26 protein-coding genes are annotated in these 20,802 nt (G+C 73.3%); 14 read left to right on the top strand and 12 right to left on the bottom strand.

What is annotated here, in order from left to right:
* Positions 1-2: 2 nt before the first annotated feature.
* Entirely contained in the window at positions 3-962 is a 960-nt protein-coding gene (locus IEZ06_RS06130; RefSeq protein ID WP_189235672.1) for a GlxA family transcriptional regulator, read from the bottom strand.
* A 111-nt stretch (positions 963-1,073) separates the two neighbouring features.
* Between IEZ06_RS06130 and IEZ06_RS06135 the strand changes: the two genes are divergently transcribed.
* Positions 1,074-1,370: a putative quinol monooxygenase gene (locus IEZ06_RS06135; RefSeq protein WP_189235673.1), complete on the top strand. Its 297-nt coding sequence runs from the start codon at positions 1,074-1,076 to the stop codon at positions 1,368-1,370.
* A 100-nt stretch (positions 1,371-1,470) separates the two neighbouring features.
* Here IEZ06_RS06135 and IEZ06_RS06140 read toward each other — a convergent pair whose 3' ends face one another.
* Positions 1,471-1,680, bottom strand: a complete 210-nt coding sequence (locus IEZ06_RS06140; RefSeq protein WP_189235674.1) for a hypothetical protein — start codon at positions 1,678-1,680, stop codon at positions 1,471-1,473.
* Between the two features lie 156 nt (positions 1,681-1,836).
* Between IEZ06_RS06140 and IEZ06_RS06145 the strand changes: the two genes are divergently transcribed.
* Entirely contained in the window at positions 1,837-1,974 is a 138-nt protein-coding gene (locus IEZ06_RS06145) for a hypothetical protein (RefSeq protein WP_189235675.1), read from the top strand.
* 180 nt (positions 1,975-2,154) lie between these two features.
* Here the strand turns inward: IEZ06_RS06145 and IEZ06_RS06150 are convergent, their stop codons facing one another.
* From IEZ06_RS06150 to IEZ06_RS06170, 5 genes are all read right to left on the bottom strand, one after another.
* Positions 2,155-2,472 (bottom strand): helix-turn-helix domain-containing protein, encoded by a 318-nt coding sequence (locus IEZ06_RS06150; RefSeq protein ID WP_189235676.1) that lies wholly within the window; start codon positions 2,470-2,472, stop codon positions 2,155-2,157.
* Positions 2,469-2,834, bottom strand: coding sequence for a type II toxin-antitoxin system RelE/ParE family toxin (locus tag IEZ06_RS06155; RefSeq protein WP_189235677.1), 366 nt, complete (start codon positions 2,832-2,834; stop codon positions 2,469-2,471). The genes IEZ06_RS06150 and IEZ06_RS06155 overlap by 4 nt, the downstream gene beginning before the upstream one ends.
* A 70-nt stretch (positions 2,835-2,904) precedes the next feature.
* Positions 2,905-3,468, bottom strand: a complete 564-nt coding sequence (locus IEZ06_RS06160) for a hypothetical protein (RefSeq protein WP_189235678.1) — start codon at positions 3,466-3,468, stop codon at positions 2,905-2,907.
* Between the two features lie 211 nt (positions 3,469-3,679).
* Positions 3,680-4,003, bottom strand: a complete 324-nt coding sequence (locus tag IEZ06_RS06165) for an ArsR/SmtB family transcription factor (RefSeq protein ID WP_203871769.1) — start codon at positions 4,001-4,003, stop codon at positions 3,680-3,682.
* A 199-nt stretch (positions 4,004-4,202) separates the two neighbouring features.
* Positions 4,203-5,204 carry a serine hydrolase gene (locus IEZ06_RS06170; protein ID WP_189235679.1) on the bottom strand — a complete coding sequence of 334 codons (1,002 nt, stop codon included), beginning with the start codon at positions 5,202-5,204 and terminating at the stop codon, positions 4,203-4,205.
* Between the two features lie 135 nt (positions 5,205-5,339).
* Here IEZ06_RS06170 and aroC point away from each other — a divergent pair, with 135 nt between their 5' ends.
* The 5 genes from aroC (at position 5,340) to IEZ06_RS06195 (ending at position 9,469) form a co-directional block, all read left to right on the top strand.
* Complete coding sequence (gene aroC / locus IEZ06_RS06175) at positions 5,340-6,518, top strand: chorismate synthase (RefSeq protein ID WP_203871768.1); 1,179 nt, start codon at positions 5,340-5,342, stop codon at positions 6,516-6,518.
* Between the two features lie 57 nt (positions 6,519-6,575).
* On the top strand, positions 6,576-7,076 hold the full coding sequence (locus IEZ06_RS06180) for a shikimate kinase (RefSeq protein ID WP_189235680.1): 501 nt from the start codon (positions 6,576-6,578) through the stop codon (positions 7,074-7,076).
* Positions 7,073-8,149: a 3-dehydroquinate synthase gene (gene aroB, locus IEZ06_RS06185; RefSeq protein ID WP_189235681.1), complete on the top strand. Its 1,077-nt coding sequence runs from the start codon at positions 7,073-7,075 to the stop codon at positions 8,147-8,149. The genes IEZ06_RS06180 and aroB overlap by 4 nt, the downstream gene beginning before the upstream one ends.
* Before the next feature lie 71 nt (positions 8,150-8,220).
* A complete protein-coding gene (gene aroQ / locus IEZ06_RS06190) occupies positions 8,221-8,652 on the top strand; it encodes a type II 3-dehydroquinate dehydratase (protein WP_189235862.1) in 432 nt (143 codons plus the stop codon).
* 19 nt (positions 8,653-8,671) lie between these two features.
* Positions 8,672-9,469 (top strand): SGNH/GDSL hydrolase family protein, encoded by a 798-nt coding sequence (locus IEZ06_RS06195; RefSeq protein ID WP_189235682.1) that lies wholly within the window; start codon positions 8,672-8,674, stop codon positions 9,467-9,469.
* Positions 9,470-9,628: 159 nt separating this feature from the next.
* Here IEZ06_RS06195 and IEZ06_RS06200 read toward each other — a convergent pair whose 3' ends face one another.
* On the bottom strand, positions 9,629-11,596 hold the full coding sequence (locus tag IEZ06_RS06200) for an ATP-dependent DNA helicase (protein WP_189235863.1): 1,968 nt from the start codon (positions 11,594-11,596) through the stop codon (positions 9,629-9,631).
* Positions 11,597-12,052: 456 nt separating this feature from the next.
* Here IEZ06_RS06200 and IEZ06_RS06205 point away from each other — a divergent pair, with 456 nt between their 5' ends.
* The gene (locus IEZ06_RS06205) at positions 12,053-13,453 is read left to right on the top strand and encodes a hypothetical protein (protein ID WP_189235683.1); all 1,401 of its coding nucleotides are present in this window, start codon (positions 12,053-12,055) and stop codon (positions 13,451-13,453) included.
* A gap of 81 nt (positions 13,454-13,534) precedes the next feature.
* The gene (locus IEZ06_RS06210; RefSeq protein ID WP_189235684.1) at positions 13,535-15,118 is read left to right on the top strand and encodes a Na+/H+ antiporter; all 1,584 of its coding nucleotides are present in this window, start codon (positions 13,535-13,537) and stop codon (positions 15,116-15,118) included.
* Between the two features lie 103 nt (positions 15,119-15,221).
* On the opposite strand, the gene IEZ06_RS06215 is transcribed toward IEZ06_RS06210, so the two are convergent.
* Together IEZ06_RS06215 and IEZ06_RS06220 are read right to left on the bottom strand one after the other, a co-directional pair.
* Entirely contained in the window at positions 15,222-15,812 is a 591-nt protein-coding gene (locus IEZ06_RS06215; protein WP_189235685.1) for a helix-turn-helix domain-containing protein, read from the bottom strand.
* 142 nt (positions 15,813-15,954) lie between these two features.
* Entirely contained in the window at positions 15,955-16,212 is a 258-nt protein-coding gene (locus tag IEZ06_RS06220) for a ubiquitin carboxyl-terminal hydrolase 14 (RefSeq protein ID WP_189235686.1), read from the bottom strand.
* A 115-nt stretch (positions 16,213-16,327) separates the two neighbouring features.
* Here IEZ06_RS06220 and IEZ06_RS06225 point away from each other — a divergent pair, with 115 nt between their 5' ends.
* The 4 genes from IEZ06_RS06225 to IEZ06_RS06240 all read left to right on the top strand — a co-directional run bounded on the left by IEZ06_RS06225 (position 16,328) and on the right by IEZ06_RS06240 (position 18,578).
* On the top strand, positions 16,328-16,726 hold the full coding sequence (locus IEZ06_RS06225; RefSeq protein WP_068895742.1) for a DUF8711 family protein: 399 nt from the start codon (positions 16,328-16,330) through the stop codon (positions 16,724-16,726).
* Positions 16,727-16,806: 80 nt separating this feature from the next.
* Entirely contained in the window at positions 16,807-17,148 is a 342-nt protein-coding gene (locus IEZ06_RS06230) for a YidH family protein (protein ID WP_068895740.1), read from the top strand.
* Positions 17,149-17,154: 6 nt separating this feature from the next.
* The gene (locus IEZ06_RS06235) at positions 17,155-17,541 is read left to right on the top strand and encodes a DUF202 domain-containing protein (protein ID WP_189235687.1); all 387 of its coding nucleotides are present in this window, start codon (positions 17,155-17,157) and stop codon (positions 17,539-17,541) included.
* Between the two features lie 152 nt (positions 17,542-17,693).
* A complete protein-coding gene (locus IEZ06_RS06240) occupies positions 17,694-18,578 on the top strand; it encodes an alpha/beta fold hydrolase (protein ID WP_189235688.1) in 885 nt (294 codons plus the stop codon).
* A 101-nt stretch (positions 18,579-18,679) separates the two neighbouring features.
* Here IEZ06_RS06240 and IEZ06_RS37110 read toward each other — a convergent pair whose 3' ends face one another.
* Together IEZ06_RS37110 and IEZ06_RS06245 are read right to left on the bottom strand one after the other, a co-directional pair.
* Positions 18,680-18,814 carry a hypothetical protein gene (locus IEZ06_RS37110; protein ID WP_268245582.1) on the bottom strand — a complete coding sequence of 45 codons (135 nt, stop codon included), beginning with the start codon at positions 18,812-18,814 and terminating at the stop codon, positions 18,680-18,682.
* A 95-nt stretch (positions 18,815-18,909) separates the two neighbouring features.
* Positions 18,910-20,025 (bottom strand): ferritin-like domain-containing protein, encoded by a 1,116-nt coding sequence (locus tag IEZ06_RS06245; protein ID WP_189235689.1) that lies wholly within the window; start codon positions 20,023-20,025, stop codon positions 18,910-18,912.
* An 88-nt stretch (positions 20,026-20,113) separates the two neighbouring features.
* Here IEZ06_RS06245 and IEZ06_RS06250 point away from each other — a divergent pair, with 88 nt between their 5' ends.
* The gene (locus IEZ06_RS06250) at positions 20,114-20,752 is read left to right on the top strand and encodes a TetR/AcrR family transcriptional regulator C-terminal domain-containing protein (protein WP_189235690.1); all 639 of its coding nucleotides are present in this window, start codon (positions 20,114-20,116) and stop codon (positions 20,750-20,752) included.
* Positions 20,753-20,802 lie beyond the last annotated feature (50 nt).

A 20,802-nucleotide genomic window follows, 5' to 3' on the forward strand; every position in this document is an offset into this window, starting at 1 on the left:
GTTCACCGCCCGCGCAGATCCGCGACCGTGCTTCCGGTACGGCGGCGCAGCAGGACGCGCAGCGTGCCCGGATGCTCGTAGCCGACCCTGCGGGCGATGGACTCCATGGACAGGTCGGTGGTGCGCAGCAGGTGGCGGGCCTGCTCGACGCGCAGATCCTGGACGAACCGCACCGGCGAGGTGCCCATGACGCGGCGTACGGCCCGCTGGAGGGTGCGCTCGCCGACACCGAGCGCACCGGCGGCGTCGGCGATGCTGAGCGGCTGGTCCAGGCGCGCGCGGATCCAGCGTTCGAAGGCGGCGACGGTCGGATCGTGCTGGGCGAGCGCGCCGGGGATGGTGTAGGCCGACTGCGACGGCCGCTCGTCGACCACCAGGTAGCGGGCGACGAGATCGGCCAGGGCGGGGCTGCTCATCCGCACGACCGCCAGGGCCAGGTCGACGTGGCCGAAGGCCGCGCCCGCCGTGATCACGCCGTCGGAGGCGGTCACCATGCGGGTCTGGTCGAGCGTGACCTTCGGATAGCGGGGCCGGAAATGCGGTGCCAGCCACCAGCTGGTGGTCGCCCGCCGCCCGTCGAGCACCCCGGACTCGGCCAGCAGGAAGGTGCCCGTACAGGCGGAGGCGACCGAGACGCCCCGCTCGCGGGACTCGGCCAGCAGCCGCCGCACCTCCGCCGTCGCGGGTCCGGCCGCCTCGGCGAGGAGGGCGCCGGGCCGGCGCTCGGCGAGCGCGGGCACGATCAGCAGGTCGGCCCGCCCGGCCTCGCCGACCGGCGCGCAGGACACCAGATGCCCCGCACCGGTGCGGACCTGCGGGTCGAAGCCGACCGTGGTCACCCGCCACGCGGGCGGCGGCTGCGGGAGCTCCTCGCGCATCGCGCCGGCCGCCTGCAGCACGTCCAGAATCGCCGCGAACCCGGAGTCGAACACGCCGTCGTACGCCAGCACCGCCACATCCATGACGGAAACGGTACCGGCAAAGTCGTTTCCGCCGCTGGGGCCGGAACCGGCGCGGTCTTAGGTTTCTGCTGACACCGAGATTCCTCCCGACACCGAGATGAGGAGCACACGATGAAGATCGGACTGCTGGCCCGGATCGAGGCCAAGCCGGAGTACGCCGACAAGGTCGAGGCCCTGCTGGGCGAGGCGCTCGAACTGGCCCGGCAGGAGGACCACACCCTCGCCTGGTTCGCCTTCCGGCTGGACGCGAACACCTTCGGGGTCTTCGACACCTTCGCCGACGAGGAGGGGCGTACCGCCCACCTGGAGGGCCGGATCGCCGCGGCGCTGATGGAGGTGGCGCCGACCATGCTGAGCGCGGCCCCGGACATCCGCCCGGTGGACCTGCTGGCGGTCAAGCTCCCTTGAGCCGGACGCGACGGACGGCGGTGGCCTTCCCGGCCGCCGCCGTCCGTCGCGATGACAGGTTGGAGTGCCTGATCCAGATCGTCGAGTGCCGCGAGCAGAACTACTGGAACAGCCAGGAGATCGACTTGATCTTTGAGACGCCGACAGCCATGCCGATGAGTTTCGCGTCCGTGGTCGCCATATCCGTGATGTGCAGGGGTTCGGCCATGGCGATGACCGTCGCATCGACGCAGCCGAGCGGCGCGGTCACCAACCGACGGGCCAGTTCGGTGGCGCGGTCCAGGTCCTCGCGGGTCGGCGCCACGATCATGAAGTCGCCGCCCGAACAGGTCCGCGCGCCAAGCTCTCACCGCAGAGCGACCTGTACGCCCTGGGCTGCGTCCTGCACGAACTGCTCGCCGACGAACTGCGCGCTTACCCGGCCGACGATCCCAGGCCTCTGGAGCTGCGACGGCAGATCGGCGAGTTGGAGAAGGGCAGGGGCGAGGCCGAGGCCGCCCGCCGTACGCTCACCGACCTCCTCGAGGATCTCACCCGCCTGTACGGCCCGTGCCACCCCGCGGCGGTGCGGGTCCGCGAGAGCCTGGGGCGCCTGGAGCTCTGAACCGTCCCCGGCCCGCAGGCCGGACGCCGTCCTTCCTCATGCACCTGGTCGGGTCGGCCTGGGCGATACCGGCCTCGACTGCGAATGCCTCACCCGAGGATCGGTTATCGGGTTGAGTCCCGCCTGAGGTGCCCCATCAACTCTCGGCAGACTTGTGGCGTTCCTGAAAGAGGATGTTCTCTACGCGATGGCCGTGATGTCCCCGTCATCGAAGTAGATCGATTGGTGGAGGCGTCCTCCGATGGCGATGGCGTAACGTGCGAGGACGTCGTTTCCGGAGACCTTGCCCTGCTCGATCTGGGAGATCCGGCCCTTGGTCACGCCCATCCGGACGGCGACGTCCTGCTGGGTGAAACCGCGAGATCGGCGGATTTCGGCAAGCCGGTGCCCGCGCACTTGAGCGAGCAGTTCCTGCTTGCCCGCCTCCACGGCTTCTTCGCCGCCGGCCCGTTCGACATGCTCTGCTCGAACGTCGCTCCAGCGCACGTAGCCTGTCATCGCCCCTCCTCGTCTTCTTGGGCTCGTTCCTTCAGGTAGATCTCGTAGCGCTCTTCCGCCAGCGGGATGGCTTCTTTGTGCCAGTCGTTCCATCTTCCCGCCTTGTCGCCGGCCACCAGCAGGATGGCCGATCGCCATGGGTCGAAGACGAAGAGGACTCTCACGGTTCCGGGTCGTAGCTCCTTGAGGTTCTGAATCGTAGAGCTGGTGATCGTGTCCACCAGGGGTCTGCCGAGGCCCGGTCCTCCTTCGGCAAGGGCATCGATCGCCTGGACGACGCGAGAATGATCAGACCCGTCAAGCTGTGAGATCCACTCATGTACTTCATGGACAACGTATATGTCCCATTCTCCCTCGACCATGGGCGGAAGTATAGTGATCGGTAAACCTCCGGTTGAGGTATGGAGAGATTGGAGGGGCGTTTTCCTCCGGTCAGGCCGGGACGGCCGGGACGATCAGTTCCTCGCCGATGAGCCCGTTCAGCCGGCGGGCCTCGTCCTCGGTGAGGAGCATCAGCACCGTCGCCTGGCCGTTGTCCATGCCGTGGAAGCGGCGGCCGTCGCCCTCCAGCTCGTCCATCAGGTAGGAGACGACCATCGGGTCGGCCCAGTCGTCGACGACGTCGACGGTCCAGCGCCGCCGCCGGCCGCCGGCGGTGTACTCGAGCCAGGCCTGACCGGTGCCGAGGTCGACGTGGTCGCGCACGTCGGTCAGCGCGTCGGGGCGGCCCGCGATCCGGCAGAGCTGCCGGGTGATCTCGACGTAGGCGCCGGGACCGTCGACGCACTCGGTGTCGAAGTTCCACACGCGCTCGGAGAACCGGCGTCCCCACGGCTCGGCCTCGACCTCGATGCCCAGCACGAACAGCAGCAGGGTGAACGGCTCGCTCTCGTACGCCTCACGGGGGAACGAGTGCAGCAGCTCCTCCACGGTCCTGCCGGGGGCGAGGCCGATCCCGGCCCCGGCGAGCGCCGCGAGCTGATCTTCAAGCGTCATGCGCCGATGCTAGCGAGCGGCCGGTGCGGAGGCCCCCCGCAGGGCGAGGAACCGTGCCGGTGCACAGGGCGGCGGGCGGCGCGGCGGCCCGGACGCCGGCGGACGGGAGCCTCGACGGGACGCCTGTGGCGGTGAGCCCGAACGGATGGGAGCCCCGACGGGACGCCTGTGGCGGTGAGATCCGAAACCGCCGGCCGCCTGATGCCCGCCGTCAGCCGGGCTCCGTGCCGGAGCGCTCGGCCACGTCGGTGGCGGCGGCGGCCAGGGCCAGCACGGGGAAGATCGCATGCGCCGGCACCCGGTAGACGCCCCGCTCGGGCTGCTCGACCAGCCCGGCCGAGGCCAGCGTCTTGAGGTGGTGGTAGAGCTGGCCGGGGGAGGCGAGCCCCAGCGCGGTCTGCAGTTCGGCGATGGGCCGGGGCCCGGTGACCAGCAGCTGCAGGATCTCGAAGCGCGCCGGGTGCCCGGCGGCGGCCAGCACGGCGGCCAGCGGCCCGGCCGGCCTGCGCAGCAGCCAGCCGGGGAAGCGGTTCATCTCCCACTCCCACCCGTAGCCGCCGAACCGGGCCCGGCCGCCGTAGGTGAACAGACCGGTCTCGTCGTCGGCCGTCTCCGGCTCCCGCGCGGCGGGGGCGGCGAGCCGGGCCTCGAGGGCCGCGACCCGCGCCTCGAGGTCCTGGAGCCTGTCGTCGACGCCGGTCAGCGGAACCTCACCTCACTGCCTCACTGCTGTCTCACTTCAGCGCCGCGCGCACCTTCGCGAAGAAGGCGGGGTCGGTCGCCAGCCGCACGATGAACTCCTGATGAGCATAGCTGCGCATCGCGGAGTACCAGGTGGCCTCCGGGAGCCGGTGCAGGACCAGGACGGTCTCGCGCGGCTTCTCGCCGGGCCGGACGGTGTACATGGCCTCGCTGACGACGCCGGGCAGCGCGCCCCCCTTGGTGCCGATGCGCAGCTGGGCGGGATCGGCGCCGGGCTGCCGCATCGGCCACTCCAGGTGCCTGCTCGCCACCGCGTCCTTCCTGAGCCCGGCGAGCACCCGGCGCAGGACGCCGGGTTCGACGCGGGTCACCGTCTCGGCCCAGGCGGCCTGCCGGGTGAAGTCCGGCAGCGCGGGCGTCACCTGCCTGCCCGCCTTGACGTACCGCTTCAGGCAGGCGTCGGCGGACAGCGTGCAGCCGCCGAAGGCGCGCAGCATCTCGCCGTTGATCGTGCCGACACCGGTCCGCGCGATCCGGCGCAGCTCGCCGGGGCCGAGGCGGTCGCGGAGCAGGTCGGCGGCGGCGTTGTCGCTCTCCTCGATCATGGCGGAGACGAGCTGGTCGAGCGTGACGCTCGCGCCCGCCTTGAGCCGCTTGAGCGCCCTCTCGTGGGCGCCGCCGTCGGTGCCGGGCACGTGGTAGGCGTTCCACAGGGCCACCGGGACGCGCTCGCCCGGCGCGGCCCGGCCCCGGCGGACCGCGTCGGCGTAGGCGGCGAGGTGAATGATCTTGATGCTCGACGCCACCGGGGAGAGGCGGCCTGCGTTGTGGCTGATGCCCCGGGTCACCAGCGCGACGTCGCCGGGATGCTCCTTCATGTAGGCGAACACCGCCTCGGCGTCCTTCAGCTCGGTGGGAGTGGGAGTGGGAGTGGGACTGGAGGTGGGAGCGGGAGTGGAGGTGGGAGGGAGGGCGGCGCCGGCCATCGGGGCGGTCAGGGCGGCGGCCAGGGAGATGCTGAGGATGGTGTTCATGACTCCACGCTAACCGATAATCCGGAATTTCGAAGTATCAAGTTTCCAGAAGCGTGGATACGTGGTGATCCGCCCGGTGTCTCACCTGGTGAGCTGCGGCCATTCCAGTGGGCGACACGTGGAAGACTGGTCCCCATGTTGCGCTGGTTGACCGCCGGAGAGTCCCACGGCCCCGAACTCGTCGCGATCCTCGAAGGACTGCCCGCCGGGGTGGAGGTGACGACGGCCGACATCGACAGGGCGCTGGCCAGGCGCCGCCTGGGCTACGGCCGCGGCGCCCGGATGAAGTTCGAGCAGGACCTGGTCACGATCGTCGGCGGCGTACGGCACGGCCGCACGCTCGGCAGCCCCGTCGCGATCCGCGTGGGCAACACCGAGTGGCCCAAGTGGGAGACCGTCATGGCCGCCGACCCGGTGGACCCGGCGGTGCTGGAGGGCCAGGCCCGCAACGCGCCGCGCTCCCGCCCCCGCCCCGGCCACGCCGACCTCGCCGGCATGCAGAAGTACGGCTTCGACGACGCCCGCCCGGTGCTCGACCGGGCCAGCGCCCGCGAGACCGCCGCCCGCGTCGCCCTCGGCCAGGTCGCCAGGGGCTTCCTCAAGCAGGCCCTCGGCGTCGACATCGTCAGCCACGTCGTCTCCATCGGCTCGGCGCAGACCACCGAGGGCGTCGTGCCGGGCCCCGGCGACATGGACGCCGTCGACGCCGACCCGGTGCGCTGCGCCGACCCGGCCGGCAGCGCCGCGATGGTCGCCGAGATCGACAGGGCCCACAAGGACGGCGACACCCTCGGCGGCGTCGTCGAGGTGATCGCCTACGGCCTCCCGCCGGGCCTGGGCAGCTACACCCACTGGGACCGCCGCCTCGACGCCCGCCTCGCCGCCGCGCTGATGGGCATCCAGGCGATCAAGGGCGTCGCCGTCGGCGACGGCTTCGAGACCGCCCGCCGCCCCGGCTCCCGGGCCCACGACGAGATCGAGAACACCTCCGACGGCGTGCGCCGGATCACCAACCGGGCCGGCGGCGTCGAGGGCGGCATGACCAACGGCGAGGCGCTGCGCGTCAGCGCCGCGATGAAGCCGATCTCCACCGTGCCGCGCGCGCTGGCCACGATCGACGTGCTGACCGGCGAGGCGGCCCGCGCCCACCACGAGCGCTCCGACGTCTGCGCGGTCCCGGCCGCTGCGATCGTCGCCGAGGCGATGGTCGCGCTGGTCCTGGCCGACGCCGCGATCGAGAAGTTCGGCGGCGACTCCGTCGAGGAGGTCGCCCGCAACCTGTCGGGCTACCTGTCGTCACTGGTGATCAAATAGTCGGTGGCCGGTCAGGTGACCGGATCGAACGAGCGAGAGAGCGGAACGAGGGCTGTGATGGGACCGCGCGCCGTACTGATCGGTGCTCCCGGGTCGGGCAAGTCGACCGTGGGCAGGCTGCTGGCCGAGCGGCTCGGCGTCGCCTTCCGCGACACCGACGCCGACGTGGAGGCCGCGGCGGGCAAGCCGGTGAGCGACATCTTCGTCGAGGACGGCGAGGAGCGCTTCCGCGAACTGGAGGCCGAGGCCGTACGGCGGGCGCTGGCCGAGCACGACGGCGTGCTCTCCCTGGGCGGCGGCGCGGTCCTGGACGAGGCGACCCGCGGGCTGCTGGCCGGCCACCGCGTCGTCTACCTGGAGGTCGGCCTGGCGCAGGCGGTGACCCGGGTGGGCCTGGGCTCGGCCCGGCCGCTGCTGGTCTTCAACCCGCGCAGCCAGCTGAAGAAGCTGATGGACGCCCGCCGCCCGGTCTACGAGGCGCTGGCCGCCGTGACGGTCGCCACGGACGAGCGCGAGCCCGCCGAGGTCGTCGACGAGATCGTGAAGGGACTGGCGTGACGATCACCAGGATCAGCGTCGGCGGGGAGTCCCCGTACGACGTCGTGGTGGGCACCGGGATCCTCGGCGAACTGCCCGGCCTGCTCGGGCCCCGGGTCCGCACCGTCGCGGTCGTGCACCCGGAGGGCCTGCCGGAGATCGCCCGGCCCGTCTGCGGCGCGATCGAGACGGCCGGCTACGAGGTCGTCCGGCTCCCCGTGCCCGACGCCGAGCAGGCCAAGACGGCCGAGGTGGCCGCCGCGCTCTGGTCGGCCTTCGGCCGCCACGGCATGACCCGCTCCGACGCCGTGGTCGGCGTCGGCGGCGGAGCCACCACCGACCTGGCCGGGTTCGCCGCCGCCACCTGGCTGCGCGGCGTCAAGGTGGTGCAGGTCCCGACCACCCTGCTCGGCATGGTGGACGCCGCGGTCGGCGGCAAGACCGGCATCAACACCCCCGAGGGCAAGAACCTCGTCGGCTCCTTCCACCCGCCCGCCGGCGTCCTGTGCGACCTGGCCACGCTGGTGACGGTGCCCCGCGCCGACTACGTCGGCGGGCTCGCGGAGATCGTCAAGGGCGGCTTCATCGCCGACCCGGAGATCCTGGCGCTCATCGAGGCCGACCCCGAGGGCGCCCGCCACCCCGACGGGCGGCACACCCGCGAGCTGATCGAGCGGAAGATCCGGGTCAAGGCCCGGGTCGTCGGCGCCGACCTGCGCGAGAGCGGCCTGCGGGAGATCCTCAACTACGGCCACACGCTGGCGCACGCCATCGAGCGGGTCGAGGACTACCGGATGCGCCACGGCGAGGCCGTCGCCATCGGCATGGTCTACGCCGCCGAGCTGTCCCGCCTGGACGGCCGGATCGGCATCGACCTGGTGGACCGGACCCGCGCGATCCTGACCGCGGTCGGCCTGCCCACGGCCTACCGCCGGGAGGCCTGGCCCGAGCTCCGCGACCACATGCGGCTGGACAAGAAGAGCCGGGGCGCCACGCTGCGCTTCGTCGTCCTGGACGACCTGGCGAAGGTGTCCGCTCTGGAGGACCCGCCGGAGGCCCTGCTGGAGGCCGCCTACAACGAGATCGCCAGGTGAGCGGGGCGGCGGACCCGGTACGGCGGGGCGGGACGCCCGCCCGCGCCGCGAGTGAGGAGTGTGACGAGCAGATGAGGACCGTCTACGTTCTCAACGGCCCCAACCTGTCGCGGCTCGGCACCCGCGAGCCGGACGTCTACGGCGCGGAGACCTTCGCCGACCTGGCCGCGCTCTGCCGGCAGACCGGCCGGGAGCTGGGCCTGTCGGTGGAGGTCAGGCAGACCGACGACGAGGCCGAGCTGGTGGGCTGGCTGCACGAGGCGGCCGACGGCAAGGTCCCGGTGGTGCTGAACCCCGCGGCGTTCACCCACTACTCCTACGCGCTGCGCGACGCCATCGCCCAGCGCACCGCGCCCCTGGTCGAGGTGCACATCTCCAACCCGGCCGCGCGCGAGGAGTTCCGGCACACCTCGGTGGTCGCCGCCGTCGCCACCGGGACGATCGCCGGGTTCGGCCTCGCCTCCTACGTGCTGGCGCTGCGGGCCGTCGCCGACCTGGCCTGAACCGGACCGGAGGATCACCATGACGCGCTACAGGTCCTTCGTCGCGCTCGGCGACAGCTTCACCGAGGGCATGAACGACCCGGCCGTGCACCCGGCCGTGGACGCCTCCGGCCTGCCGGTCGAGAGCGGGCGCTTCCGCGGCTGGGCCGACCGGGTGGCCGAGCGCCTGGCCGCGCTCGACCCGGAGTTCCGCTACGCCAACCTCGCCGTGCGCGGCAAGCTCATCGACCAGGTCGTCGCCGACCAGGTGCCGGTCGCCGTCGAGATGCGCCCCGACCTGGTCAGCTTCTGCGCCGGCGGCAACGACCTGCTCCGCCCGGGCAGCGACCCGGACCGGATGGCCAAGAAGCTCGCGGGAGCCGTACGGCGGCTGCGGGCCACCGGGGCCGAGGTGCTGCTGTTCACCGGGGTGGACCCGCGCGACACCCCGCTGATGCGCCGCGCCCGCGGCACCTTCGCGGTCTTCTACCTGCACGTCCGCTCCATCGCCGACCTGTACGGCTGCCGCCTGGTCGACCAGTGGTCGATGCAGGGCCTGCGGGACTGGCGGGCGTGGAGCGACGACCGCCTGCACATGAACGAGGAAGGTCACCGGATGGTGGCCGCCAAGGTGTGCGAGGTGCTCGGCGTGCCCTGCGACGACGACTGGCGGTTCACCTGGCCGCCCCGGGAGAACGTCGATCCCCGGATCAAGCGCCGCGAGGACGTCCAGTGGGTCCGCACCCACCTCGGCCCGTGGGTGCTGCGCCGCCTGCGCGGCCGCTCCTCCGGCGACGACCTCGACCCCAAGCGGCCGGACCTGAAGCCCTTCGCCTGACGTCCGGGCGCCCCGGCCGGGGACGCCGACCGCGGGGGACGGCCGGGGAAGGCCGGGGCCGGGGCGGGCGGAGGAGCGCCGCGCGGCGGCCCGCGACGGGGCCTGGACGCGGAAGGGCGGCGGGACCCGCCGCGGGCGGACGACGGGATCCGCGACGGGTCAGGACGCGGACAGCCGGCGGAGCGCCTCGCGGACCTTGGCCGGGTCGTTCGTGGGCCAGAAGGGCGGCAGGGAGGCGCGCAGGAAGCCGGCGTAGCGGGCGGTGGCCAGCCGGGGATCGAGGACCGCGACCACGCCCTTGTCGTGCTGGCTGCGCAGCAGGCGGCCGGCGCCCTGGGCGAGCAGCAGGGCGGCGTGCGTGGCGGCGACCGACATGAAGCCGTTGCCGCCCTTGGCCGCGACGTGGCGCTGCCGGGCGGAGCTCAGCGGGTCGTCGGGGCGGGGGAAGGGGATGCGGTCGATGATGACCAGCCGGAGCGACGGCCCGGGCACGTCCACGCCCTGCCAGAGCGAGAGCGTGCCGAACAGGCAGGTCGGCTCGTCCTCGGCGAACCGTTTGACCAGCTGCATCGTGGAGTCGTCGCCCTGGCAGAGCAGCGGCACGCTCAGCCGGTCGCGCAGCGCCTCGGTGGCGGCCTTCGCCGCGCGCATCGAGGAGAACAGGCCGAGGGTCCGGCCCCCGGCCGCCTCGATCAGCTCGGTGATCTCCTCCAGGTAGGCCTCCGGCAGGCCGTCGCGGCCCGGCTGGGGCAGGTGCTCGGCGACGTAGAGGATGCCGCTGCGGGGGTGGTCGAAGGGGGAGCCGACGTCCAGGCCGGACCAGCCGGACCGGTCGCCGTCGGCGGTGCTCAGGCCCCACTGGCGGGCCAGTCCGTCGAAGGCGCCGCCCAGGGCGAGGGTGGCGGAGGTCAGCACCACCGTGCGGTCGCCGAACAGCTTGTCGCGGAGCATCCCGGCGACGGTCAGCGGGGCGATCCGCAGGGTCGGGGGACGGCGGTCGGTGGCCCCGTCCAGCCAGACCACCTCGGCCCGGTCGACCTCCTCGGCGTGGCCGAAGGCGTCCAGCATGCGCTGGGCGGTGTCGTGGACCTCGTCCAGCGCGGTGAAGGCCGCCTTGCGCAGCCCGGCGCTCTCCGGATCGTCCTTGTCGCTCGCGCCGCGCGGGCCCAGCGCGGTGACGCAGGCCGACGCCGCGTCGCGGATCAGGGCGAGCGTCAGGCCGAGCACCTGGGGCAGTTCGTCGAGCCGTCCGGGCGGCGCGACCGCGAGCAGGGCCTTGAGGTCCTCTCCCGCCTGCAGGAGCCGGTCGGCGATGCCCTGCTCGACCAGGCGCCCGACCCGCCGCACGGCCAGCGAGACGGTGTTCTCCGACAGCTCGCCGGTGACCACGGAGGTGACCCGGTCGACCAGCTCGTGGGCCTCGTCGACCACCACGACGTCGTGCTCGGGCAGGAGCGGGATGTCCTCCATGGCGTCGATGGCCAGCAGAGCGTGGTTGGTCACCACGACGTTCGACTCGGCGGCGCGGCCGCGGGCCAGCTCGGCGAAGCACTCCGTGCCGCTGGGGCAGCGCTGCGCGCCCAGGCACTCCCGGGAGCTCACCGAGAACTGCCGCCAGGCCTGCTCGTTGACGCCGGGGACCAGCTCGTCGCGGTCGCCGGTCTCGGTCTCGTCCGCCCAGTCCTGGATGCGCTGGACCATCCGCCCGGTCAGGCTCACCTCGCCGGGATCGAAGAGCTGGTCCTGCTCGTCGTCGGGCCAGCCCGCGCTCGCCTTGTAGCGGCACAGGTAGTTGCGGCGGCCCTTGAGGATCGCGAACGTGGGCTCGGCGGGCAGCAGCGGGGCGAGCGCCTCGGCCAGGCGGGGCAGGTCGCGGTCCACGAGCTGGCGCTGCAGGGCGATCGTCGCGGTGGAGACGACGACGGCGCCCTCGGAGGTCATCGCGTGCCGGATCGAGGGGATCAGGTAGGCCAGGGACTTGCCGGTGCCGGTGCCGGCCTGGACGGCCAGGTGGTCGCCGGAGTCGACGGCCCGCTGGACGGCCCGGGCCATCGCGAGCTGGCCGGGGCGCTCGACCCCGCCGACGGCCTTCACCGCCAGGGCGAGCAGCTCCTCGACCGGGGGCAGGTCGGCGCCCGCGGGGGCCTTCGGGCTCTTCGCGCCCCTGGGAGCCTTCGAGGTCTTCGCGTCCGAGGTCCCGGAGCGGCGCTCCGCGCGGGTTCCCGCAGGGCTCTCGGCGGAGCTCTCGTCCAGGTTCAGGGCAGGGCTCGGGGCAGGGCTCTCGGCGGGGCTCTCGGCGGGGCTGAGGGAGTCGGTCGGCACGACAGCCAACCGTACCCGCTCGCTCCGACAACCGGGCCTGGCTCCGGAGAGTCACCGAGCGGACTCGTCCCGGCGTTCCGGACCGCGGCGTTCGTCTCGCATGGCAAACTGGCGGAACCACCGCTGCGCGTACGTGAAGGACCGGACAGGACCGTCCTCCCGGTGTGCGCGGGGCTGAAGATGGGGATGGAAAGACGGATTCGGTAGGGTTTCCCGAGGTCGAGTGGACGAATAAAGGCTGGTTAAAGCACCATGTCATCCATGTCGGAAGTTGTCCCGTTGCCGTCGTTCGGCGAGGTGTTCTTTGACGAGCGTGGCCAGGAGCGGGTGCTCCGGGTCACCTGGCACGACGGCACGCTGGTGCTGAGCCTCTGGCGCGGCGAGATGTGCACCGCCAGTTTCCGCATGCCCATGGACGACGTGGCCCGCCTGGTGGACACCCTCGACGAGGGGTTCGTCGAGGCCGGGGGCCGCTATCCCGACGAGGTCGGGGAGGACGCCCCGGCGGGGGGCCACCCGGAGCACGCCGGGCACACGGAGCTCCCCGGCACCGGGCAGTACGCCCGGCCGCGCCCGGAGGACTACGCCCAGCCGGCCCCGCCTCCGCACTACGCCGACCCGGCCGCCACCCAGGTCACCCCGCCGCACTACGCCGACCCGGTCGCCACCCAGGTCACCCCGCCCCATTACGCCGACCCGGTCGCCACCCAGGGCGTCCTGCCGGAGGAGCCGCGCCCGCCGGCGCTGGGGCCCAACGACGTGCTCGTGGCACGGGGCGCGGTCCCCCCGCCGGACGCGGTCCCGGACCGCGTCCCGGGGTACGGCGCGACCGATGTGGTGCCGCCGGAGAACATGATCGTCGGTGACTCGCTCCCCTACGGAGCGCCCCAGCCGGGCGAGCCGCCGTACCCCGCGCAGCCCGATCCCTACGCGCAGCCCGATCCCTACGCGCAGCCCGATCCCTACGCGCAGCCCGATCCCTACGCGCAGCAGGTCCCGCAGCCCGACCCGTTCCCCCCGGCGTCCCGGCCGGCGACGGACCCGTTCGCGGCGCCGCACTCCCACCGGCAGGCCGCCGACCCCTTCGCCGCGGGCCGGCAGCCCGACGTCTTCACCCCGGCGCAGCCCGATCCCTACGCGCAGCAGGTCCCGCAGCCCGACCTGTTCACCCCGGCCCCCCAGCAGGGGGCGGACCCGTTCGCGGCGCCGCACTCCCACCGGCAGGCCGCCGACCCCTTCGCCCCGCCCGCCGACAGGTTCCCGCCGTCGCATCCCGACGCCGCCTACCCCTCCCAGGCGCACTCCACCGACCCCTACGGCATCCCGCCGGTGGGACACCAGCCCGACCCCTACGGCTATCCCGCTCCGGCCCAGCCCGATCCCTACGCGTTCGGGAACCGGCCGCAGCCCGCTCCGGAACGGCAGGCCCCGCCGGGCGGGCACCCGGCGGACCTGCGCGACCTGTACAGCACGCCGCCGGCCTACGACCAGCCGTACGAGCAACCGTACGATCCCGGCGACCCGCTGAACCTGCGCGCCCAGCAGGCCGAGCAGCAGCACGGGCAGCCGCCGGCGCCCCGCGCCCACCCGGACGCGCCGCACTCCACGGGGGAGCGGCTCCGCCCCGAGCAGGGCTACGACGACGTGCGCCGCGACTGGTGACGTGCCCCGCCTCCCGGCCCGCCACCGGCGGAGGCCGGGAGGCTAGGCTCCCTTCCCGGGTCTTCGGACGGGAGGGGTGGGATGGACCAGTCGATCGCACTGCAGCTGCTGGTCGTGCCGGTCGCCGCGGTCGCGGTGGCCGCCGTGTCCCGGCGCCGGGGATGGCCCGCGCCGCTGCTGCTGGTCCTGGCCGGGCTGGTGCTCTCACCGCTCGTGCCGGAGTACGCGCTCGACCCTGAGATCGTCCTGCTGGTCTTCCTCCCGCCGCTCCTCTACTCCGCCGCGATCGACAGCTCCTACCTGGGGCTCAAGGCCGTCCGCAGGCCGGTCGCGCTGCTCTCGGTGGGGCTGGTGCTGTTCAGCACACTGGTCATCGGCTGGGTCACCCACCTGCTCCTGCCGGATCTGCCGCTGGCGGCGGCCTTCGCGCTGGGGGCGATCGTGGCGCCGCCCGACGCGGTCGCCGCGGTCGCGGTGGCCCGCAGACTGGGACTGCCCCGCAAGGTGATCACCATCCTGGTGGGGGAGAGCCTGTTCAACGACGCCACCGCGCTCACCGCCTACCGGGTGGCGGTCGCCGCCGCGCTGGGACAGGGGATCACCTGGCTGGGCGCGGTCGGCCAGTTCGCCTACGCGGCGGCGGGCGGCGCGGCGATCGGCCTGGTGCTCGCGTGGCTGCTGTCGAAGGTCCTCAGGGCGCTCGGGGACGCGCTCGTCGAGAACACCGTGATGCTGCTTACCCCCTTCGGGGTCTACCTCACCGCCGAGCTCGCGCACACCTCCGGGGTGGTCGCGGTGGTGGTCGTCGGCCTGTACATCGGCCACCGCCTGCCGCGGAGCGGCTTCGGCACCCGCCTGCTGTCCGGCGCGGTCTGGAAGGTCATGGACTTCTTCCTGGAGTCGGTCGTCTTCGCGCTGATCGGCCTGCAGATGTGGCCGATCGTCAGCGCGCTCGACTGGTCCGAGCCGCTGGAGCCGGTCGGCACCGCGCTGGCCGTGTTCGCCGCCGCCGTGCTGGTCCGGGGCGTCTGGGTGGTGCCCGCCACCTACCTGCCGAGGCTCCTGTTCCGGGGGGTCCGCCGCCGCGAACCCGAGGCGCCCTCCTGGCAGCACATCACGATCGTCGGCTGGGCCGGGATGCGCGGCGTGGTCTCCCTGGCCGCGGCCTTCGCCGTCCCGGAGGACTTCCCTGGGCGGGCCACGCTGCTGTTCCTCACCTTCACGGTGGTGATCGGCACGCTCCTGCTGCAGGGACTGTCGTTCCCCGCGCTGATCCGGCGGCTGGGGGTCTCCAACGAGCGGGAGGCCTTCGCCGACGACCTGGCGGAGGCGGGTGCGCAGCAGGCGGCGGCCGCGGCCGCTCTCGCCCGGCTGGACGAGCTGGTGGCGGACGGGGTCGCCGACGTCCATCGGGAGGTCGTGGAGCAGCTCAGGCTGCGGGCCGAGCGCCGTACCCTGAGCGCCTGGGAGCGCCTGGGCGGAGGCACCGGCCCGGGCGGTGCGGACACGCCCGGCACGGTCTACCGGCGGCTGCGCAGGGAGATGCTGGCCGCCGAGCGCGAGGTGTTCGTGCGCCTCCGCGACGAGCGCCGCATCGACGACGAGGTGCTCCGCCGGGTCATGCACGAGCTCGACTTCGAAGAGGCCACCCTGGAGCGGGACTGACCGGTCCGCCCCGCCGATCCCGGCCGGTCACCCGGACCGTCCTCCGGAGCACGGGACGCCCGGGGTCACCCGGACCGTCCTCCGGAGTACGGGACGCCCGGGGTCATTCCCCGCTCCTCCGGGGGCGGGCGCGCAGGTGCGCGCGTTCGCCCTGCGCGCCGAACAGGCTGAGGAACTCGACCGGTTCGGCGTCGGCGGCGCCGAACCAGTGCGGGATGCGGGTGTCGAACTCGGCCGCCTCGCCGGGGGACAGGACCAGGTCCTGCTCGCCGAGGACGACCCGGAGCCGCCCGTTGAGGACGTAGAGCCACTCGTAGCCCTCGTGGGTCTGCGGATCGGGCTCCCTGCGACGGCCGTCGGCTGGGATCACGAGCTTGAACGCCTGGATGCCGCCGGTCCTGCGGGTCAGGGGCACCATGATCATGCCATGGCGGTTGACCGGGCGCAGGTGGATGCGCGGATCTCCGGTGGGCGGCGCGCCGACGAGCTCGTCGAGCGTGACGCCGTGGGCTCTGGCCAGGGGGAGCAGGAGCTCGAGGGTCGGCCGGCGGGTGCCGGACTCCAGCCGGGACAGGGTGCTCACCGAGATGCCGGTCGCCGCCGACAGATCGGCCAGCGTGGTCTCGCGCTGCCGGCGCAGCGCGCGCAGCCGGGGTCCGACCGCGTCGAGCGCCTGGTCGAGGTCGTCGTCCATGTCCGCCAGCTTGCCATGCCGGCAACGTCGCTTGCGTGAACGGCCTGCGGATCCTCCCGGTGGGAGGGACCGTCCGCTCCGCCGGGAGGATCCGGCGGCGGCCGCCCGCCGGGCCCTCCACCGGGGACGGGAGGGGCCGGGCTCAGCCGACGACCTGGTCGACATAGCACCAGCGCCAGGTCTCGCCCGGCTCGAACGAGGAGATGACCGGGTGGCCGGCCTGGTTGAAGTGGGCGGTGGCGTGCCTGCCCGGCGAGGAGTCGCAGCAGCCGACGTGGCCGCAGGACAGGCAGCGGCGCAGGTGCACCCAGCCGCTCCCGGCGGCGAGGCACTCCTCGCAACCCTCGGGTGTGCGCGCGGGCGGGTCCTGGGTCTCGGTGAGGTGCTGGCAGGTCGGCATGGTCGTCCCCCTCGGTGGTATCACGATCATCGTACGGCCGGTGCGGCCCGCCGCACGGTTCGGCGGGCCGCCGCGGGCACGCCGCACCGTACCGCCCGTTGGGTAGAGTCGGGACATGAGAGCCCTTCCGCGACGAACCGTCTCCCTCGCCGCCTCCGCCCTGGCCGCCGCCCTCCTGACCACCGGGTGCGCCGAGATCCAGGAGGTGAGCCAGGGCGTCGACCGGGCCCAGCAGTGCATCCAGGCCGCGGGCATCGTCACCGACACCATGGCGAAGGTCGCCGGCCTGCTCAACGACCCCGCCGGGATGGAGAAGGCGCTGAACGACGGAGCCGCCAAGCTGGGCGACGTGGCCGACAAGGCCGCCAACACCTCCCTCAAGGAGGCGGCCGACGGCGTGGCGGGCAGCCTGGAGGCCATCAACGTGCAGAACGCCAACGACGCGGTCGACGCGGCGCAGAAGGTCGCCGCCGACGGGGTGAAGTGGGCGGAGCAGCTCACCAGCGCCTGCTGAGGCCCCCGGGCGATCCCGGTTTCCCTAGAGGAGCAATCCCAGCTTCTCTAGGGGAAATGTCGCTGAAATAGCGTCGGTCCATGGAGACCCCCGGGAAGGAACCGGATCCCCGGTTCACGCTGGCCAACGAACGCACCTTCCTGACCTGGCTGAGCACGTCGCTCGCGCTGACCGCGGGCGGCGTCGCCATGGCGGCCGTCTCGCCGGACGTCTTCGTGCCCTGGATGCGGACGCTGCTCGCGGTCGTCCTGGTGTCCCTGTCGGCGCTGGCCGCGGCCATGGCCTACCCGCGCTGGCGCCGGGTCCAGCACGCCCTGCGCACCTCCGAGCCCCTCCCACCGCCCGCCCTCGCCGCGCTGTTCGGGTACGGCGTGGCGGCCGTGGCCGTGCTGGCGCTCGTCCTGATCCTGACGGCCCGGTGAGACCGGATGCCGGAGAAGAAGGGCGTGCGCCCCGCGGGACGGGGAGGTGACCGGGCCGGCGGGCGGGCGGCGACCGAGCTCTGGGACGAGGGCCTGCAGAGCGAGCGGACCCGGCTGGCCTGGGTCCGCACCGCGGCCATGCTGGCCGCCGGCGGTCTGGGGATGGGCGGAATGGCCCTGCGCGCCGGAGCGTCTCCGCTGGTGGCCGCGCCCTTCGCCCTGACGGCCCTGTGCGGGGCCGCGCTGCTGGCCCGCACCGGCGTGCGCTACCAGCGGGTCCAGGAGGCCCTGCACGGGGGCCGCCCGCTCGACGAACGCGCCGACGCCGTCCTGGCCTGGCTGGGCACCCTCGCCGCGGTCGCCGCCTCCGCCGTCTTCGTCCTGTCCCGGTAGGGCCTCCCGGCTGTCCGGCGGATCCGGCCGGGACGACCGGGAGTGGATCGCGGGGCGGCACCGGACCTCCGGGCCCGCCGTACTGGAGGCCGGATCCGCCGGACGGCCGGTCCGCTGCATTGAACGGCCGGAGCCGGGGCAGTGCGGGTGGGATGTTCGAGGATTTCGCCGACGAGCGCGTCGACGTGGGAGAGGCGGAACTGCGGGTGCGGCACGGCGGTTCCGGGCCGCCCGTGCTGCTGCTGCACGGCCATCCCCGCACGCACGCCACCTGGCACCGCGTCGCGCCGCTGCTCGCCACCGGCTTCACCGTCGTCTGCCCGGACCTGCGCGGCTACGGACGGTCGTCCAAACCGCCCAGCACCCCCGACCACGAGCCCTACTCCAAGCGGGCCATGGCCCGTGACTGCGTGGCGCTGATGCGTGCCCTCGGCCACGAGCGCTTCGCGGTCGCCGGGCACGACCGGGGCGCCTACGTGGCCCAGCGCCTGGCCCTGGACCACCCGTCGGCCGTGACCCGCGCCGCGGTGCTCGACGCGGTGCCGATCGGCGAGGCGCTGGCCCGCTGCGACGCGACGTTCGCGAGGCGCTGGTGGCACTGGTTCTTCCTCGGGCAGGAGGAGAAACCCGCCGAGCGCGTGATCAACGCCGATCCCGACGCCTGGTACCGGCTGGACCCGCGGGCGATGGGCGAGGAGGCCTACGCCGACGTGCGAGGGGCGATCCACGACCCGCGGACCGTGCACGCCATGTGCGAGGACTACCGGGCGGGGCTCGGCGTCGACCGGGCCGCCGATGACGCCGACCGCGCCGCGGGCCGCCGGATCGGCTGCCCGCTCCTCGTGCTCTGGTCGACCCGCGACGACATGGAGGACCTCTACGGCGACGTGCTCGCGGTCTGGCGGGACTGGGCCGACGACCTGAGGGGCGGTGCCGTCGAGAGCGGGCACCACATGGCGGAGGAGGCCCCGGAGCGGCTCGCCGCCGAACTGCGCGCCTTCTTCGGAGAGCCCGGCCCGCCGGGATCCGCGCGGTGACAGCCGCGCGCCTTCACCGGTCCGGCCCACCGGTCCGGCCCACCGGTCCGGCCAGGAGGTCCGGCCAGGAGGTCCGGACCCGCCGGGACGGGGCGACGGGCTCAGCGGGGCAGCCGCCCGGCGGTCTCCGCGGCCAGCCGCCGGAGGACGGGAGCGAGGTCGGGACGGCCCTGGAGCAACTCCTCCAGCCGCGCCCGCCAGGCTCCCGCCTCGGCGGACACCGCGTCCTCAGCCATGGCCGGACGGTACGCCCGATCCGGCTCTCCGGCAAGGTCGTACGGCGGCCCGGCGAGACCGCGCGCCGTCCCGGCGCGGCCGTACGGCGGCCGGGTCAGGAGTCGGTGCCGAGGGCGACGGTCTCGGCGACCTCGGCGTGGCGCTCGGCCTCCTCGGCGGCGAAGCGCTCGGCGTCGAGCTTCTCGGCGATGTCCTCGTCCTGCCGCATCAGTTTGTCCAGGCTCTGGCCGGCCATGTCCAGCACGCCCATGTCGGCGTAGGCCTGCTGCAGGCGGGGGCTCCACAGGCCGATGTCCTTGACGCAGGGGACGATGCGGCTGAACAGCAGGGAGCGGAACAGCCTGAGGTACTCGGAGCGGTCGACGCACTCCATGGCCTCGGCCACCTCGGACCTGTTCAGGCCGAGGTTCTCCCAGGTCTCCCTGCCGCGCAGGCGGTCGCGCATCAGGTAGCAGCCCTCGATGACGAAGTCCTCGCGTTCGCGCAGCTCGGTCTCCGACAGCCCGGCGTAGTAGTCGCGCAGCGCCATGCGGCCGAAGGCGACGTGGCGGGCCTCGTCCTGCATCACGTAGGCGAGGATCTGCTTGGGCAGCGGCTTGGTGGTGATGTCGCGCATCACGCCGAAGGCGGCCAGGGCCAGGCCCTCGATGAGCACCTGCATGCCGAGGTAGGGCATGTCCCAGCGGGAGTCGCTCAGCGTGCTGTCCAGCAGCGCCTTGAGGTGCTCGTTGATGGGGTAGGCCAGGCCCACCTTCTCCTGCAGGAAGCGGGCGTAGGTCTCGGCGTGCCGGGCCTCGTCCATGGTCTGGGTGGCGGCGTAGAACTTGGAGTCGAGGTCGGGCACCGACTCGACGATCCGGGCCGAGCAGATCATCGCGCCCTGCTCACCGTGCAGGAACTGGGAGAACTGCCAGGCCGCCCCGTGCAGGCGCACGTCCTGGCGCTGCCTGTCGCCCATCCGCTCCCAGAGCGGGGTGCCGTAGATCGCGATGGTGGTGTCGGGGATGCCGAGCACGTTGTACGGATCGACCTCCAGGTCCCAATCGATGCGCTTGACGGAGTCCCACTGCTTGTCCTTGCCCTTCTGGTAGAGGGCGAGCATGCGGTCCCTGCCGTCGTCGTACTCCCAGGTGAAACGGGCGGCGCCGGCGGCCTCCACGTCCCACGTGGAGAGCTCGGCCGGGATCGTGTAGAGATCGTGCGTCGACATGCGGCCTCCAGAGACGTACACCGTACGTATGCATCGAGCGTGGCACGTACGGTGTACGTGCGTCAATGGGCGGAGGGAGAATGGGAGCATGTCGCCCGAGCCGCTGTCCCGCCCGCGCATCGTCGCCGCCGCCATCGACCTGATCGAGCGGGAGGGCGCCGACGCGGTGTCCATGCGCAGGATCGCGGGTGAGCTGGGCGTGGGCGTCATGTCGCTCTACAACCACGTGCCCAACAAGGCGGCACTGCTGGACGCGGTGGCCGAGACGGTGCTGTCGGAGATCGAGTTCGCCGACGACCCCGACGCCGAGTGGACCGAGCGGGTGCGCATCCAGGCACGGGCGTTCCGGCAGATCGCCCACCACTACCCCCGGTGCACGATGGTGGTGGTCAGCCGCCAGCTCCAGTCGGCCGCCGGGCTGCTCCCGGTCGAGCGGGCGCTGGCCACGCTGCGCAGTGCCGGGTTCGGCGGCGAGGAGGCGGTGCGCATCCTGCGCACGTTCATCGCCTACATCGTGGGCTCGCTGCTGCGGGAGGTCGGCGTGACCCCGACCTTCGCCCCGGTCCACCACTCCCAGGCGGAGATCGGGAAGGTGGACCCGGTGCTCTTCCCCGAGACCAGCTCCCTGGCCGCCGAACTGGGCGCGTGCGACCACGAGGCCGAGTTCGAGTTCGGGCTGGAACTGCTCATCCGGGCCATCGCCGTACAGCGCGGGCGGCACGGGTGACGCCCGGGGCCGACGGCCCCGGGCGTCCGGCGGGAGCGCGCCCTTCCCCT

Origin of the sequence: Planomonospora antibiotica, from assembly GCF_014647955.1 — a bacterium.
GTDB lineage: Bacteria > Actinomycetota > Actinomycetes > Streptosporangiales > Streptosporangiaceae > Planomonospora > Planomonospora parontospora.